Source organism: Psychrobacter sp. CX16, assembly GCF_057396245.1.
The window spans coordinates 122,133-138,799 of sequence record NZ_JBXYJF010000004.1 but is presented as its reverse complement, the minus strand read 5'-3'; the positions used below and the strand labels follow the sequence as shown (position 1 = coordinate 138,799).

General features: G+C 42.6%; 12 protein-coding genes and 4 tRNA genes. 10 read left to right on the top strand and 6 right to left on the bottom strand.

The window, feature by feature from the left end:
- Positions 1 to 161: 161 nt before the first annotated feature.
- On the top strand, positions 162 to 1,808 hold the full coding sequence (locus AC2SLM_RS02790; RefSeq protein WP_486551846.1) for an alkaline phosphatase D family protein: 1,647 nt from the start codon (positions 162 to 164) through the stop codon (positions 1,806 to 1,808).
- Between the two features lie 40 nt (positions 1,809 to 1,848).
- Here AC2SLM_RS02790 and AC2SLM_RS02785 read toward each other — a convergent pair whose 3' ends face one another.
- Positions 1,849 to 2,901 (bottom strand): pyridoxal phosphate-dependent aminotransferase, encoded by a 1,053-nt coding sequence (locus tag AC2SLM_RS02785; RefSeq protein WP_486551844.1) that lies wholly within the window; start codon positions 2,899 to 2,901, stop codon positions 1,849 to 1,851.
- A gap of 333 nt (positions 2,902 to 3,234) precedes the next feature.
- Positions 3,235 to 5,352 carry an excinuclease ABC subunit UvrB gene (gene uvrB / locus AC2SLM_RS02780; protein ID WP_486551842.1) on the bottom strand — a complete coding sequence of 706 codons (2,118 nt, stop codon included), beginning with the start codon at positions 5,350 to 5,352 and terminating at the stop codon, positions 3,235 to 3,237.
- A 413-nt stretch (positions 5,353 to 5,765) separates the two neighbouring features.
- On the opposite strand from uvrB, the gene dps reads away from it, so the two are divergent.
- Positions 5,766 to 6,251 (top strand): DNA starvation/stationary phase protection protein Dps, encoded by a 486-nt coding sequence (gene dps / locus AC2SLM_RS02775; RefSeq protein ID WP_486551840.1) that lies wholly within the window; start codon positions 5,766 to 5,768, stop codon positions 6,249 to 6,251.
- 125 nt (positions 6,252 to 6,376) lie between these two features.
- On the opposite strand, the gene AC2SLM_RS02770 is transcribed toward dps, so the two are convergent.
- Positions 6,377 to 6,943: an acyl-CoA thioesterase gene (locus AC2SLM_RS02770; RefSeq protein WP_486551838.1), complete on the bottom strand. Its 567-nt coding sequence runs from the start codon at positions 6,941 to 6,943 to the stop codon at positions 6,377 to 6,379.
- A 401-nt stretch (positions 6,944 to 7,344) separates the two neighbouring features.
- Here AC2SLM_RS02770 and AC2SLM_RS02765 point away from each other — a divergent pair.
- The 7 genes from AC2SLM_RS02765 to AC2SLM_RS02735 all read left to right on the top strand — a co-directional run bounded on the left by AC2SLM_RS02765 (position 7,345) and on the right by AC2SLM_RS02735 (position 11,863).
- Positions 7,345 to 7,420: transfer RNA gene (locus tag AC2SLM_RS02765), tRNA-Asn, on the top strand.
- A gap of 288 nt (positions 7,421 to 7,708) precedes the next feature.
- Entirely contained in the window at positions 7,709 to 8,470 is a 762-nt protein-coding gene (locus AC2SLM_RS02760) for a YqiJ family protein (RefSeq protein ID WP_486551837.1), read from the top strand.
- A 225-nt stretch (positions 8,471 to 8,695) separates the two neighbouring features.
- Positions 8,696 to 10,687 carry a flotillin family protein gene (locus AC2SLM_RS02755; protein ID WP_486551836.1) on the top strand — a complete coding sequence of 664 codons (1,992 nt, stop codon included), beginning with the start codon at positions 8,696 to 8,698 and terminating at the stop codon, positions 10,685 to 10,687.
- A gap of 114 nt (positions 10,688 to 10,801) precedes the next feature.
- A tRNA-Asn gene (locus AC2SLM_RS02750) sits at positions 10,802 to 10,877 on the top strand.
- A 169-nt stretch (positions 10,878 to 11,046) separates the two neighbouring features.
- The gene (locus tag AC2SLM_RS02745; protein WP_486540620.1) at positions 11,047 to 11,382 is read left to right on the top strand and encodes a CopG family transcriptional regulator; all 336 of its coding nucleotides are present in this window, start codon (positions 11,047 to 11,049) and stop codon (positions 11,380 to 11,382) included.
- Positions 11,383 to 11,548: 166 nt separating this feature from the next.
- A tRNA-Ser gene (locus AC2SLM_RS02740) sits at positions 11,549 to 11,639 on the top strand.
- A 133-nt stretch (positions 11,640 to 11,772) separates the two neighbouring features.
- A tRNA-Ser gene (locus AC2SLM_RS02735) sits at positions 11,773 to 11,863 on the top strand.
- A gap of 120 nt (positions 11,864 to 11,983) precedes the next feature.
- Here the strand turns inward: AC2SLM_RS02735 and AC2SLM_RS02730 are convergent.
- From AC2SLM_RS02730 to AC2SLM_RS02720, 3 genes are all read right to left on the bottom strand, one after another.
- Entirely contained in the window at positions 11,984 to 13,123 is a 1,140-nt protein-coding gene (locus tag AC2SLM_RS02730) for a type I glyceraldehyde-3-phosphate dehydrogenase (protein WP_486551834.1), read from the bottom strand.
- A gap of 61 nt (positions 13,124 to 13,184) precedes the next feature.
- Entirely contained in the window at positions 13,185 to 15,164 is a 1,980-nt protein-coding gene (locus AC2SLM_RS02725) for an AAA family ATPase (RefSeq protein WP_486551833.1), read from the bottom strand.
- A 268-nt stretch (positions 15,165 to 15,432) separates the two neighbouring features.
- On the bottom strand, positions 15,433 to 16,095 hold the full coding sequence (locus AC2SLM_RS02720; protein WP_486551831.1) for a hypothetical protein: 663 nt from the start codon (positions 16,093 to 16,095) through the stop codon (positions 15,433 to 15,435).
- Positions 16,096 to 16,434: 339 nt separating this feature from the next.
- Here AC2SLM_RS02720 and AC2SLM_RS02715 point away from each other — a divergent pair, with 339 nt between their 5' ends.
- Complete coding sequence (locus AC2SLM_RS02715) at positions 16,435 to 16,665, top strand: hypothetical protein (protein ID WP_486540298.1); 231 nt, start codon at positions 16,435 to 16,437, stop codon at positions 16,663 to 16,665.
- Positions 16,666 to 16,667: the final 2 nt, after the last annotated feature.

Here is a 16,667-nt window from a genome sequence, read left to right as displayed (position 1 = left end):
CAAATTAGCTTTCGTTAATGGTTAGTTTGCGCTTTAGTCGTTAGTATTCAATACTCTAAGATAGACAAGATTAATCGACCTAACTATCTGATTACTGTCATCTTAATGTGATATACACTCGCTACTATATGGAGATTCAAAGATTATAAGGATGATTGCAAATGAAAAGACGTGACTTTTTAAAACTTGGTGGACAAATTGGCATAACCAGTATCATGCTGTCGCAGCTCACCGCTTGCCTGCCTGAAGTAGATGACTTAGGTTATGATGGAGAAATGCCATTTTTACACGGTGTGGCCAGCGGTGACCCACTCCATGACAGAGTTATTTTATGGACGCGCATCACTAATGACGGCAGTATCGAAGCACCTATCATCCCAGTCAGCTACGTGGTCGCCAGTGACCCTGATTTCAAAAATATTGTGGCAAAAGGAACGAGCCAAGCCACTGCGGAGACCGACTTTACCGTTAAAGTCGACCCTATCCTACCGCTTGCCGATAGCACCTACTATTACGCTTTTGAAGCGCTTGGGTACATCTCACCAGTTGGGCGCACCAAAACCATTCCGCATCCCGATACCGCCGCCATCGATGTTAATAGAGTCCGCTTAGCTGTGGTTTCTTGCTCCAATTACGGCTTTGGCTATTTTAATGGCTATGCTGATATTGCGAGACAACCAGATATTTCAGCGGTCATTCATCTCGGCGACTATATTTACGAGCACCCACAAGGCTTTTATAGTGAACCGTTACTGCTGCATAAACGCCAACTTGACCCAAAACATGAAATCGTCAGCTTAGAGGATTATCGCCGCCGTTATGCCTGTTATCGTACCGATATTGATTTGCAAGAATGCCACCGACAGCATCCGTTTATCGTTATTTGGGACGATCATGAGATTGCCAATGATTCGTGGATGGAAGGGGCGCAAAATCACCAACCCAGTGAAGGCAGTTATATTGATCGAAAAATGGCAGCCGTACGTGCCTACCATGAATGGATGCCCATTCGTAGCAATGACAGCAACTCACTAGACAGCCATCTGCGTATTTACAGACGTTTCGAGTTTGGTAAATTATTTGATTTAACGCTGCTAGACACACGTATTTTTGGTCGTCAAAAGCCCGATGCGTCAGCAAGCAACGAGCCCGGAAGACAGCTACTAGGATTAGAGCAGGAAAATTGGCTTTATTTAAATCTTTTAGAAGGCAAACGCCGAGAGGCCACTTGGCAACTACTGGGTCAACAAGTGATTCTTGCGCCATTTAAAGGCAGTTCAGCAACTGGCTCTAGTGACTTATGGAATGGTTATGCCAGTGCGCGTACCCGCCTGCTCAACTTTATTGAAGAAAATGAGATTAATAATACCGTGGTATTAACCGGTGATTATCATGCCTCTTTTGCCTTCGATATTGCTCAGGACCCCTTTGATAAAAAGAGCTATAACCCAGAGACCGGTGAAGGTGCTATTGCGGTAGAGTTTGTCTGCCCTGCCCTAACTTCTGGCACTTTCCCAGAGATTGCTGGACCTTGGTTGAATCCACATCAGAAGTTTAATAACCAATTTGATCATGGTTATATGCTGCTTGATGTCACCCAAGAGGCTTGTCAATGCGAATGGTATTACGTCAACACCTTACTGCGCCGTGATCCCAATTGCCGTTATGCTAAGGGCTTGCTGACTCAGGTGAACACCAACCATTTAGTCGATGCTGAGCAGTCTAGACCGATTGCTCAAGTCTCTACGTTATCACCGAATGACAAAGCGGTAGGCATGAAAAAGTCTAAGTTATTAACGGGCGTTTAAATACGCCTTTTAATCCGAGTGCGGTTGGGTACGTATGAAATCACACCCAGCCGTTTTCACGAAATTGCTTTAATACACTGATAAACTCACGCATTTCCTCAGGGGTACCTAACGTCAGACGGTTATAACCGGTAATGGGCGGAAAGGCACGCCCCACCACAATGCCATGCTCTTTCATTCTATCAATATAGGTCTGCACATTACCTTTTATTTCATGAAAAATAAAGTTGGCTTGTGATGGCAGATAACGTAGACCCAGCTCATCAAGTACCTCCTCTACCATCTGGCGTGATTGTTTGGTAGTCTGTAGGCTATGCTGCAAGAATGCCTCGTCCTCTAGCGTGGCGAGTACTGCTACTGCACCGGCAAGGTTGGTATTATCTACCGTCATAACCGCTTCAAGTTCGGTAATGGTGTCTGCCATGGCAACCGCATATCCGACACGCATACTTGCCAGCGCGCACAATTTAGAAAAGGTGCGAATCACAATAAGATTATCTGACAGCCCCTCTCTGACCCATTCGATACCGGTCTCATAGCTTGGATCAGTGACATACTCTGCATAAGCTTCATCTAACAAGAAGTAATGGTCTTTAGACGCAGTCGCCACCCAATCTTTTAGCTTTTGAGTATCAGTAATCGTCGCTGTTGGGTTATTTGGATTACACAGATAAAGTAGACTTAATCCGTCAAACTCATCAGCTACCTTTTTAAGATTCGCCAAATCCAAATCATAACTTGACTCAGTCAGCGGCACTTTCATCACTGGTACATCTAAGCGATTGGCATAGTTCTCCGCATAAGCAAAAGTCGGATCAGGTACGATGACTTGCAGCGCCCTGCCCTGTTTTAAGGCTTTAAATAACAGCATCTGCACGACGGTTCGGATATTCTCACTCGATCCGTTACTCAGCGATATCTGATTTTCTGCGACCTGCTGAAGCTTAGCTATCTTAGTAATCAGTGCCGCACGTTGATCGTCAGGATAACGAAAACCGACATCTAGAGAATTCATAATCGCGTCTCTGGCGGACTGCGCCATGCCCAAAGAGTTTTCGTTTGAGTTTAATTCTAATAAGCTTGAGGTCTGCAAAATAAAGGACACCTATTGGTTAAAGTGGTGAATTAATTCGGCTATCTTAAGTGGCATTTCTCTTAAATTCAAGCCGTATAGTCAACTAGCAGTAAAGTAAAGCTACTGTAGACGCGGGTTATCTATAACTTTCATAGCCTATGAAAATACGTATAAGCAAAAGAGCATCTTAAATAACATACGTTGCGCCCTACTCTACTTTTAAAGCAAGTCGCTATAGTTATATACACTGATGGTTAAAAACAAAAAAGATGCGTCATTTAAATGACGCACCTTTTCATTGAGACAGTTCAAGCTTTGATTTACACAATTAGCGCTTTTATAGGCCAATAGTTATTGAACGATATACGCTTTAAGTTCCATCACTTTATCACGCGTTTTCGCCGCATCCTCAAACTTAAGCACGCGAGAGAATTGCTTCATTTGTTTCTCTAAGCGGTTAATCTCTTTAGCGAGTAAGTCTGGACTACGCAGTATTTCAATATCAACATCGGGCAGGCCACTACTGCTCGGTATGGCCTGATTGTCATTGAGATCTTCCTCGACCTCACCGGTATCAATCTTATCGGTAATACTGCGGGTCGCAGACTTCGGCGTAATGCCATGCTCAAGGTTAAAGGCAATTTGCTTTTCACGGCGGCGATCCGTCTCTTCAATCGCCTTTTGCATACTTGGCGTAATGCGATCAGCGTACAAAATGGCCTTACCATTTAAGTTACGCGCAGCACGACCAATGGTCTGAATCAAGGATCGCTCTGAGCGCAAAAAACCCTCTTTGTCAGCGTCAAATATTGCCACCAAGGACACCTCCGGCATATCGAGACCCTCACGCAGCAAGTTAATACCGACTAACACATCATGCACACCAGTGCGCAGCTCATGGATAATCTGCATACGCTCAACCGTATCAATATCCGAATGCAGATACGCCACTTTGACATCATATTCTTTCAGATAATCGGTTAAGTCCTCGGACATGCGTTTGGTCAACGTGGTGATAAGCACCCGCTCATTGACCTCACGGCGCTTGGTAATCTCAGACAGCACATCATCAACTTGGGTCAATACCGGGCGAATCTCAATCTCAGGGTCAATCAGACCAGTCGGACGCACCACCTGCTCGACCACTTGCTCACTGTGCTCAAGCTCATAAAGCGCCGGCGTCGCAGAGACAAATATAGTGGTGGGTTTGATTTTCTCCCACTCCTCAAACTTCATTGGACGGTTGTCCATCGCACTCGGCAGACGGAAGCCGTAATTGACTAGGTTCTCTTTTCGTGAGCGGTCCCCTTTATACATGGCACCGATTTGAGGCACAGTTACGTGAGATTCGTCAATGAACAGCAACGCATCAGGAGGGATATAATCGAACAAAGTCGGAGGCGCTACACCGGCTGGGCGACCTGATAAATGCTGTGAGTAGTTCTCAATACCGTTACAGTAGCCAAGCTGCTGAATCATCTCAAGGTCATACTGGGTACGCTCTTTGATGCGCTGCGCCTCAATAAGTTTGTCATGTTCCCGAAAGTACTCCAGACGCTCATCAAGCTCGGCGCGAATGGTCTTGCTGGCAGCCTCAAGCTTCTCACGTGGCGTCACATAGTGCGACTTTGGATATATCGTAATACGCGGCACACTACGCACCGTTTTACCGGTTAGCGGATCAAACCAGCTGATCTTTTCCACTTCATCATCAAACATGCTGATACGTACCGCCAGCTGTTCTGATTCCGCAGGATAAATATCTAATAGCTCACCGCGTAATCGGTACGTCCCACGCTCGAAGTCTAGCTCGTTTCGGGTATATTGCAGCGCCACCAAGCGCTTAATTAGTGCATTGCGGTCAATCATATCACCGACCACAATGTGCAATAGCATCTTTAAATAACTCTCTGGATCACCTAGACCATAAATTGAGGACACCGAAGAGATGATAATGGCATCACGGCGCTCAAGTAACGCACGGGTGGCTGACAGACGCATTTGGTCAATGTGATCATTAATGGCACTGTCTTTTTCAATAAAGGTATCACTGGCCGCGACATAGGCTTCGGGCTGATAATAGTCGTAATAACTGACGAAGTATTCAACCGCATTATTTGGAAAAAAGGATTTAAACTCACCATATAGCTGGGCGGCTAAGGTTTTGTTGTGCGCCATGATGATAGTCGGTCGCTGCGTCTCACTGATAACCTTGGCCATCGTATAGGTCTTACCAGAGCCAGTAACACCCAACAATAGCTGCGCATCCATGCCAGCATTGATGCCCTTGACTAGCTTTTTAATGGCTTGTGGTTGGTCGCCTGCGGGTTCAAAGTCTGTCACCATTTCAAAGGCACGGCTGGAAATTAAGGTGCCGGATACGTTAACACCGGTAATTTCGGCTTCACCTTGCAATTGGGTGGCAAGTTGGTTTAACTGTCGTGAGGATCTGGGTTCGGGCATTCGCATAGATAGAGTCTTTTATAATTAATCTTTTTAATCTGATGAACAATTTATTAAATAGGAATTTTCGTATTAAATGGTGTATTAAGGGATGTCACTTGATGCTCTATTTATGGGGGCACTAAGGCAAGTTTTAAAGGATTTAAGATCCTAGGTTTGGGCTTTCTTCAATTTATTACATTGTCTTACAAACTGTATGACGAAACACTATAAACCTTAGAAGTTATTGCTCATTGTCTCTGTTAATATAGACAGCATAATAAATAAGCCAAACAAGATGGTCGTTCATTCAAACTGTCTTCAATTAGTTATTTATTTAGATCGTTGTTTACACCGTTATAAAATCTATTATTACGACAATTCAAATTCAATTCAAATTCAGTTCAAATTATAAATAATTAAATTATAAGGATAAAATTATGAGAGAACGTTACGCAAGTGGTATCGATGACAAAACTGCTAAAAAAATGATTGAGCTATTAAACTATAACCTAGCGAATCTGATTGACCTAAGTATGGACAGTAAACAATGCCATTGGAATCTTCAAGGCAAAGGCTTTATCGGTGTTCACACGCTACTTGATGAAACCTATGAGCGTCTTACTGAAGCCTATGACACGGTCGCTGAACGTATTGTTATTTTAGGTGGTAAGGCAAATGGTATTTCTCGCCGTGTGACGGACGACTCTATTTTAGAGCCTTATCCTACTGAGATTACTAAAATCGATCAACACGTTCGTGAGCTGACTAATCGTTATAAAATAGTCGCTGAAGAACTTCGTAAAGCGATTGAAAAAGCCGGTGAAGCGGGCGATGAAGACACTGCAGATTTATTTACAGAAGTTAGCCGTATTGTAGATAAAGATGCTTGGTTTATCGGTGCAAATGTGCCTGAAAACAAATAATAGAGAATAGATTAATCAGCTATTTGGCTCGTATATAGAACAACTCGTACAAAAAATCGCCCTTAAATATTTAAGGGCGATTTTTTTGTTATATCAAGCACGTTAAATTAGTACGTTCATACTAATTACTTCTTAAGGTCATCACTCGGTTTGCACGCACCCTCAAGATTACCAGGAGGGGCATTATCAATCTCACAACCTGGACGATTCGCTTGCTCCATACGCATTTTTTTACGCTCAATTGCCGCATCAAATCGGCACTGCTGCAGATAATCTTTAATCTCTAATGGCGGCACTGGCGTTGGTTTACCATTTTTATCGACCGCTACCATAGTAAAGTAACAGCTATTGGTATGGCGCACTGTACGCTCTTGGATATTCTCAGCTTCAACACGGATGCCGACTTCCATTGAGGTACGGCCGACATGGTTAATATTAGCTGCAAAGGTGACCAATTCGCCCACATAAATAGGCTCTAAAAACATCACCTGATCAACAGATAACGTTACAACATAGCTGCCGCTATACCGACTAGCGCAAGCATAAGCGACCTGATCAAGCATTTTTAATAAGTCACCACCATGGACATTTCCAATAAAGTTGGCCATATCTGGGGTCATTAATACGGACATATAGAGTTCGTGTTTTAGCGGCGCTCTAACAGCGGTGCTAGAGGTGTTAAGCTGTGGCATAGTCTTCCTTTAAATTTTAAATAATCGATCGATAACAGACTCATTTTGGCTATCGTATGGCTAAAAAAGTGCTCTTATTGCAATAACAATCAAAATAAGTGTAAAAAACACGCTTATGATGGTGAGAGTAACCTTAGTTTAGCGTAACCTCAATTGGCTTAGCAATTTAACTTAACACTTATCGTCTGTGTTTTGGTGTTTACAAGTTAATTAGTGAAATTATTAGTGAGAGATTTTGGCTCATTATCTGTTTTTCTCGACCTATAAACCGATTAAATTGAAAAAAAATCGATTATTTTCGATTTTTTTTCAAAAAAGGGTTGACGCTTAAAATTTATCTGCTAGAATACGCCCCACTTAACGCAAACAGCACTTAGTTCTTAGTGTGTTTTTTAAGTTATTCCCTAATAGCTCAGTTGGTAGAGCATCGGACTGTTAATCCGTGTGTCCCTGGTTCGAGCCCAGGTTAGGGAGCCATATTCTAGTACACAGTACTACCTTAGCAACACAGTAATTCCCTTATGGCAAATGCCAAATCCCTTATCGATTGATAAGGGATTTTTTTGTCTTGTCATTTCATTTGTCCTACCTTATAGCTTACCCTAAGGGCCGCTTTAAATTTGCATTCCCGCAATTAACCCTCTCTTCTTGTTTTAAATTCACACCTTTTGATTGAAATTACGGTAAACTACTGTTAAATTTTCTAATAAGACTGTTTTTAATTTTTTACCCACCTTCCTCTTCATAACTTTTATTTGGTAAAACATGTGGCCACTTTTTGATACACCTGCTTTCGCCCCTTTTGTCATCGCAGGTTTCGTTTTAATCATATTATTACTGGTAGAAATCGTTGGCTTTTTATTTGGTGGCTTAAGTGGTTTCTTAGATAATTTGGTACCTGACTCGCTGCTTGAAGCTGATTTTGATGCCGATATTGATATGGATATTAACAGTGATATCAGTTTGGGGTTAAAAGCCTTAGATTGGTTATACGTTGGTCGTATTCCCACGATGATTCTGCTGATACTATTTATAGGCAGCTTTTGTATTAGTGGCATTATATTGCAACAGATCTCTTTATCAGTTTTGGGACATTACATAGCGCCTTGGCTAGCAAGCTTAGACGCTTTCGTGATTAGTATTCCCTCATTAAAAGTCACTGCTGCTCTGCTATATCCGATATTTCCTAAAGATGAAACGACGGCCGTCAGTGGCGACTCATTGGTAGGTCAATCGGCAAAAATAGTGATTGGGTATGCAAGCGCAGACAAACCTGCCCAGGCCAAAACACAAGATATCCATGGTCAGATTCATTATATTATGGTCGAGCCTGACCCTTCTGTTGCGACTGAAGTTACTGAACTAGACACTTTAACAACAGCCAAAATAGAACCTACTGTGTCTATGTCTGCTGCTGATCAAACTACTGATAAGAATAGTGAGAAAACTATTTATAAAATTACGGATGAAGATACGCTGGTGATTACTAAGAAAATTGGTGATCGCTATTGGGTCAAAAAAATATGAATGAACTTATGACTCTTTTAACGGCTGAGCTGAAATTTGGTTTAGTTAAAGTTTGCAAGAGTCAGCTACAGTATCCCCCTATTATTTTTGAAAATTTAAAATACTATTACACCTACAATAACACCTCATTTAAAATCAACCTATCAAACAAGGCGAATGCAAACGCGACACAAAGATAGGTTAATTAATAGAAAAGGTATCATAAGAAATATATAAGGACGTTTTATGTCAGGCTTAATCACCTACGCCATCATTGCTGGCATCATTTTTGTATTACTGTTACTGATCGGTTTTATACTCACTCGACTTTATACACGCGCCAGCAAAGAAGTCTCTTTCGTACGTACTGGTATGGGTGGTGAGCGCGTGATATTAAACGGTGGTGCATTCGTGCTACCTGTGCTGCATGAAGTTATCCCCGTTAATATGAATACCTTACGGTTAGAAGTTCGTCGTGCCAATGAAGAGGCACTCATTACCAAAGATCGTATGCGGGTCGATGTCAAAGCTGAGTTTTATGTGCGTGTTAGTCCTCTCAAAGAGTCCATCGCCACCGCCGCCCAGACACTGGGTATGAAAACCATGGCACCTGATGAGCTAAAAAATCTGGTAGAAGGTAAGTTTGTTGATGCCCTACGTGCTGTCGCTGCTGAAATGCAAATGGAAGAGTTGCACGAAAAGCGGGTTGATTTTGTGCAACGTGTCCAGCGCGCCGTGTCAGAGGATTTATCAAAAAACGGACTAGAGCTCGAAACGGTATCGTTAACAGGTCTGGATCAAACTAAATTTGAATACTTCAATCCGCAAAATGCGTTCGATGCCGAGGGTATGACGCGCTTGACTAAGACCATTCAAGATAGATTAAAGCTACGTAATGATATCGAGCAAGAAACAGACTTAGCAATTAAAACCAAAAACTTGGAAGCCGAACGTAGCCGTATCGATATCGTTCGTGAAGAAGAGTATGCCAAGCTTGAGCAGCAACGTGAGATCTCTATTCGCCGTGCTGAACAATCATCAAACATCGCTTCTGAAGAGAGTATGAAAGAGCGAGAAGCGGAAGAAGCTAAGATTGCGGCACAACGTGAAATTGACTTACAGCGCATTAATGCCGAACGTGATATCAAAAATCAAGATATCATTAAGGAACAAGCGCTTGAACAAGCCAATATTGAACGTCAAAAAGCGATTGAGCTGGCAGAACAAGAGCGTCAAATCGCTGTTGCAGAGAAGTCACGTGCAGAGTCGGTTGCCAAAGCAGAAGCGGATAAAGCAAGAGCTTTAGCCGTTCAACAAGCGGAAAATGTAACCACCGTTCGTGAGCGTGAAATTGCGGAACGTGCCAAAGCTGTCCAACTTATTAAAGCCACCGAAGAGGCGGAAAAAGAGGCCATCGAGATCAAAGTTGCTGCCCAAGCAGAGAAGATTGCGGCCACTGATAAAGCTGAAGCGGTACGTATCGAAGCACAAGCACAAGCTGATAAACAACGCTTAATAGCCCAAGGTGAGGCTGATGCCCAATTAGTAATTGCCAAAGCCAAAGCTGAACAGTATAGAGTAGAAGCTGAAGGTCAAGAAGCGATCAATAATGCGGCTAACGTTTTATCGCCAGATCAAATTGATATGCAAGTAAGACTATCACTACTTGAGCGTCTGCCTTCTATCATTGCAGAATCGGTTAAGCCTATTGAAAACATCGATGGTATTAAAATTTTACAAGTCGGTGGCAATGGTCATAATATGCTAGGCGGATCAAACGGCGATAATAACGCCTCAAATAGCGGCAACGGTGGTGGCTCGTTGGCAGATGAAGTCGTCAGCTCAGCGCTACGCTATCGTAGCCAAGCGCCTTTGATTGACCATCTATTAGGTGAGCTTGGGCTATCTGGAGGCGGTGATATCAATGCCCTAACTCGCACCTTGGTCGATTCGCAGTTTGAGCCTGCCACTCGCGATAATAAAAACTCAAGCTCATCTAGTGAACACGCTAGCCCTTCAGGATCGACCCACGCCTCGGCAAAAAACACTGAGACGTTGCAATCGAGTCCAGCCACAGCGAACTTGCATCAATTAGATTTGCCAACAGGGGTCAATAACCGTGTGGAGAAAGCCATTAATAAAGCAGATACTAGCGCTACCTCCTATGCGGATAAAGGGAGCAAATTAACCACAGGAAATCAGCCGACTAAAATAGAAATCAGCCCTAATAATAAATAAAACGCATTAATTACCGATATTTATCATACAAAGGCTTGACACCTACCCTAACCTTGGCTAGAATACGCATCACTTAGTTAAGACTGCTTCTGCAAAGATGAGTCGATAAGTTATTCCCTAATAGCTCAGTTGGTAGAGCATCGGACTGTTAATCCGTGTGTCCCTGGTTCGAGCCCAGGTTAGGGAGCCAAATTCTAAAAGGTTTTAATACCCTTACAGCACATTTTATTAAAACCTAAAAAAGCCCTAATCAGTGATTAGGGCTTTTTTGTGTATGTGTTTTACATCTTACTTAGCGGTTTAAGTTATCCCCTAATTCACCTATAATAGATTAAATTTACTAAAAACTTGATATGGCTATGATTCCTCCGCACATACGTAATAAATTTTCGGACCATCCTCAAAAGATTACCCGCCCTATTAGCATTCGACTCTCTGAAGAGATGATCACCTTGCTAACAGAGACCGCTCAGGAGCATGGATTTAAGCGCATCCAGGGCCTTATTCGTCTATATATCCGTCAAGGGTTAGATAGAGACAATGATGGCTATACCCTAGCCGACGATGAAGTATTTATTGAGAAATTACGTGCCAACGGTGTAAGCACCTCTATCATTGAAAAATCAATCATTGATACTCACAGCAGCTATGCCACCAAAGGCTTGCTTGAAGAGCAAATTGAGCCTAAAAAATAAGCATTATCTTTTTACTTTGATTGGCTTTTTGGGCTGCCAGCAGCTCTACTCTGATTGTTCTCAGTACGCAACAAACACTGACAAAAAGCGACTTACTAACTTTTTTGCGAAAAATTAAAAATAGTACTTGCATTAGAAATCAAAATCTCTATAATACTGCACCTACGGAGTCGTGGCAGAGCGGTTGAATGCACCGGTCTTGAAAACCGGCAAGGGTTCATAGCCCTTCGAGAGTTCGAATCTCTCCGACTCCGCCAGATATTGAAAAGACCTACTTATTGATTAAGTGGGTCTTTTTTTGTGCTCAAAATTCATGCCCATAAATTTAAAAGAATTATTTACCACAGGCCTTGCATTTGAATCATTTTTCTCTATAATAGTCCACCTACTGGAGTCGTGGCAGAGCGGTTGAATGCACCGGTCTTGAAAACCGGCAAGGGTTCATAGCCCTTCGAGAGTTCGAATCTCTCCGACTCCGCCAGATACTAAAAAGGTCAGCTTATTAAATAAGCTGACCTTTTTTATGTCTTCAATTTATATTGAGTGCTATGCGTTATAGACTACGTTATATTTTAAGACTAGCCCTTAATAGAATGACGGATTAAATACGCTGCAGATGCAAACACATATCTAATAAGCGATTGGCATAGCCCCACTCGTTGTCATACCATGCAAACACCTTCACTTGCGAACCCACTTGCATCAATTGCTGACCATCAACAATCAGCGACTCAGATTGATGTATGAAGTCGCTAGAGACGAGTGGCTCCTCTGTGTAGCCCATGATGCCATTTAAGCGGCTATTGGGCTGACAAGCTGCTTGAACCACCTCTCGTACCTCATCTAGTGTCACTACTCTATCAAACACAAAATTTACGTCAATAGCTGCCACGTCAATGGTCGGTACGCGGATAGAATGACCGTCTACTTTACCAAGCATATGCGGCAAAGTGCGCTCAGTGGCGGCAATACTACTTGAGGTAGTCGGAATAAAGTTATGCCCTGATGCACGAGCACGGCGCTTATCACGATGAGGCTGATCAAGTACGTTTTGATCGGCAGTAACTGCATGGATTTCGGTCATCATAACCGACTGCGTACCAAAGGCTTTGTCCAATACATAAATAAGCGGGACTAACGCCTGTGTGGTACAAGATACGCTGGAGATGATAGGTAAGTCACGTGTCAGCTCATTGTCATTAACGCCCATCACAATACTGGCATCAACTTTATCAAAAGGTGCTGCACCCACGATAACCTGCTTTGCACCCGCTTGTAGATGACGGCTGGCATCATCATAAGAGCGGAAATGTCCGGTACATTCTAATACCACATCGACATTTAACCTCTCCCATGGCAAATCTTCTGGTTTATCTATACCTAATAAATTGATACAGTAACGCCTGCCCTCTTTGTCCAGATACAGCTGAGTATCCGCAATTCCTTCAACATCGGTAAGACTCGCATCACTCGACGCTGCACGCTGTTCAATCGTAGCCGTCACTCCAAGACGACTTAATCGACCATGGGTACTGTCATATTTAAGCAGATGCAATAGGGTGTCGACATCGGCAATATCATTAATAGCAACGATGTGTACCAATTTACCCAGCACCTCAAATCGCTCAATAAGCGCGCGTAGCACATTGCGCCCAATACGACCGAAGCCATTGATAGCAATGCGCAATGGTGGATTATCAGTTGAATTTAAAACAGGTGCAGTAAAATCAGGTAATGACATAAATACAGCTTAATAAGGGTAGATTAAAAGAGTCAGACACTAAAGGGACATGATGATTAATCTAATCCACAAAGATGAGTGCCAATCGAATCGTATTATAATCTATTTGTTCTTTTAAATACTCATAGATAGGACGCAGCTTGATACGCTCTTTGGTGAACAGCTCAGTGGCATCCTTACTATCACTGCCAGCCGTATCGCTAAAATCATTAGGATCTGCAGCAGCAACAATGACCTCAACCGCTTTACTGACCTTCTCAACAATTTGCTCATCTGGACGCAGATGCTCAATGCTTAAATTGGGGTCTTGACGTTTCAAACGTGCCACGTGCCCCATAATGGTTGATTGAGCCAGCCCGCGACTCTCCGCCACCTCTGCAATACTTAGGCTTTCCTCTAATAAAATTTTGGTCGCAATTAAGGTATCATCTGAGCGGTCATTGAGCTGATTACTCAGCTTATCTTTTAATGCTTGGTTTTTGGCCATACGTTTTTTACGGTTCTTATACTGTGCCTCAAATGCTGCAATACTGGCCTTACTTAATGTACCGCCTGAGGTTAAGATAAATCGCTCATGCGACTCCTCTAATATCTCACGCTCCATCTTAGCAAAGGCTTCTTCTGCCTCAATCGACAACTCTTTAAAGCGCGAATCTGCACCGCGCGCTAGCGGATCTAAGCGTAGACTCAAATCGTTCATACCAAGCAGCTTTAGACCCTCAAGCGATTTCAGGCGTGATAAAGCCACATAGCCTTGCCCCAGCTCAAATGTCTTCGACAAATCAATTTCAGCAGCATCCAAGGTCATGCCTTGAGATTTATGAATAGTAATTGCCCAAGCCAAAGTCAGCGGAATTTGCATATAACTGGCCAATATCTCACCGCTTTCGTCTTCTACTACCCACTCTTCACCTTCGGCAATCACCTGCCTACCAGTATTAAGCTTAATAATAGGGAATCTGTCTGTTGATACTGGCAGCTTATCTTCTGAATCATCTTCCTCGATATCAATCAGAGCATCTTCATTATCAATATGATCCAAATCCGTATCTATATCATCAGAATCATCATCCGATACAGTCTCATCACTATTGGTTCTAGATTTAAGCGGCTTGATGGTGGTAAACCCAATCAACTCCCCCATACTACCGTTTGATACACCAAGCTCATTATTGTTCTTAATAAACATGACTTTAGCGCCGACTTTTAGGGTCAGATCATCGCTGGTACGTACTGATTTTTTAAGCGTTTCGACCAATTTGTTATCACCATGAGCAATGGCATTATATGTCACCGTCTCACCATCTAATAACGCCAGTTCATTTTCATTGATTTTGTTGACGTTCACATTATGGGTATATAAGCGCGTACGATTGATATCGACGTCTTGATAGAAGGTATTTTGTAGGGCAGCAATGGCCTCTGCACTCACACCCCCCTCTCCGCGAATCTGGTTTAAAATAGTATCTAGAGTCATCTTTTGATCATCACCCTCATCAACCTCTTGGCGATGCTGCTCGGTCAGATAACAAATCTTAAATTTAGCATCTAGCCACGCCTGTGACATAAACGCAAACTTCTCACGATTACTCTCACCGCGGCTACCCACAGGCGGTAACTGGAAGAAATCACCGGCTACCACCACTTGGATACCACCAAATGGCTTATCGCTACTGCGCATGTGTTTGAGCACTTGATCGACCAGATTAAGCTGCTTGGCGTGCAGCATAGATATCTCATCAATAATCAATACTGAGGTATCTTTGAGACGGTCCTTAAGAATCTTCTTACGCGATAAATTGGCCAAATCACGTTCGGTTAATTCATCTTTAATACCAATCCCTGACCAGCTATGAATGGTCACCCCGTTCATATGCGTCGCTGCAATACCCGTACTGGCCGTCGTTGCCACAGGCACACGCCGCGCTCTTAGATAATGTATGTATTCATTTAAAGTATAGGTTTTTCCTGAGCCTGCAGAGCCGGTCAAAAAGACATTACTACCGGTTTTTAGAATATCCAACGCAGTCGCTTGTTTCATAGGGATGGTATCTTTTATTTAATAAGGTGAGTCATTAACAGGCAGCGGTTCAATCCTTGTCACAAGCAGGTTGATTACCTACTTTGCGCTGCCATAATCGGAGTTTTAAGGGTTAAATACTGCAATATCGTCTGATAGATTAAACCGACAATATAAAAAGCCACAACAAAGGTGTGTGGCTTTTTATCATATCATTACAGGCAAATAAAGTGGGCGACTTTATCAAGCAATGCGTCACTGACTGTCGACATCCTTCAAACAAAGCCAATTATGGCAATAGCTTAGTAAAGGTCATAAAGCAGTTTTCGCCGTCTTTATCGACACACCAACACATTTTATTCTCTTTTGGCTGATAATCAACGAAGGCCAGAATAGAATCACCAGTTTGGTCGATTTGCACGCCTGAACAATCCATTTTGTTATTGTCATAGGTGGTATTAATGGCAATAACTGGCAAACCTTCTGCTTGATGCTGATAGATATATTTACCAAAAGTCCACTCTTCACCGCTGGTGGTTAGTACTTCATTATCAGCGCCGAAGTTATAGCGCTCACGGCAACGACTATTAGGCGCTGCAGCATTGACAGTCAAAACTGGCTTATCTTGAGTACTGTCTTTGTCATTGTCTTGAGCGTTGCCAAGATAAATATTGTCTCGCTCAACGCTCTTTAGTTGAGATAACTTCTCTGACGCTTCGATGGCACTGATAAGCTCGCTTAATTCAGGGCTCATCTCACCTTTTTTATTGGTACTTGCCGTACGTGCTTTTTGCACAAAATCTGGAGTGCTTTGCAGCTCTAACTCCCACAAGCCTGCTATCTCAGGGCTAACATGAGTACTAATAACAGCTTCTTCGACAACGCCATTATTGCCAGAAAACGAGGCTAAAATTGAGGCTAAAGTTACGGGTATTAACGAGGTTGGTTCCATAGTTTAGCTATTTCCTTCTTCATATTTGTTAAGCAGATTAAGCAATTTCGTCTCACTATACAAGATGATAAACGTTAACATTGGTTATATACGTCAGTTAATGTCGTTGTACAGTGACCCCTATTCCATTTTTCAAAATAACTGAATTTCTAGTATCAGACTAAACTCATCTACATATCTATTAATGTCTATTAATGTGCAATTCGATAGTAAATAATTAGTGTGGCTTATCAATATTATTTAAACCGATTATCGGAATAAGTATTTTTTGTTAAATACTATTTAATTATAAATTGTGGTAAAGGTATTTTCTGGCAGTCACATCCACAGCTGATTTACTTGGGTATGCAAGACCAGTATTTCACCTTTAATATGTTTGATGCGCAGGCATGGTACGCCCGTGACGTTATTCTAGGTAGAATTGAATTACCTGACTTGGAGGAACGTCAAAAAGATGAGCAACACTGGCTAGATCGCTTTCATGCGCTTGATGGCGCGGAGAGTGAAATTGACTTCCAAGCTAGCTACATCCGCGACTTAAATGTCGTCATAGCGACCAACTATCAATAAGT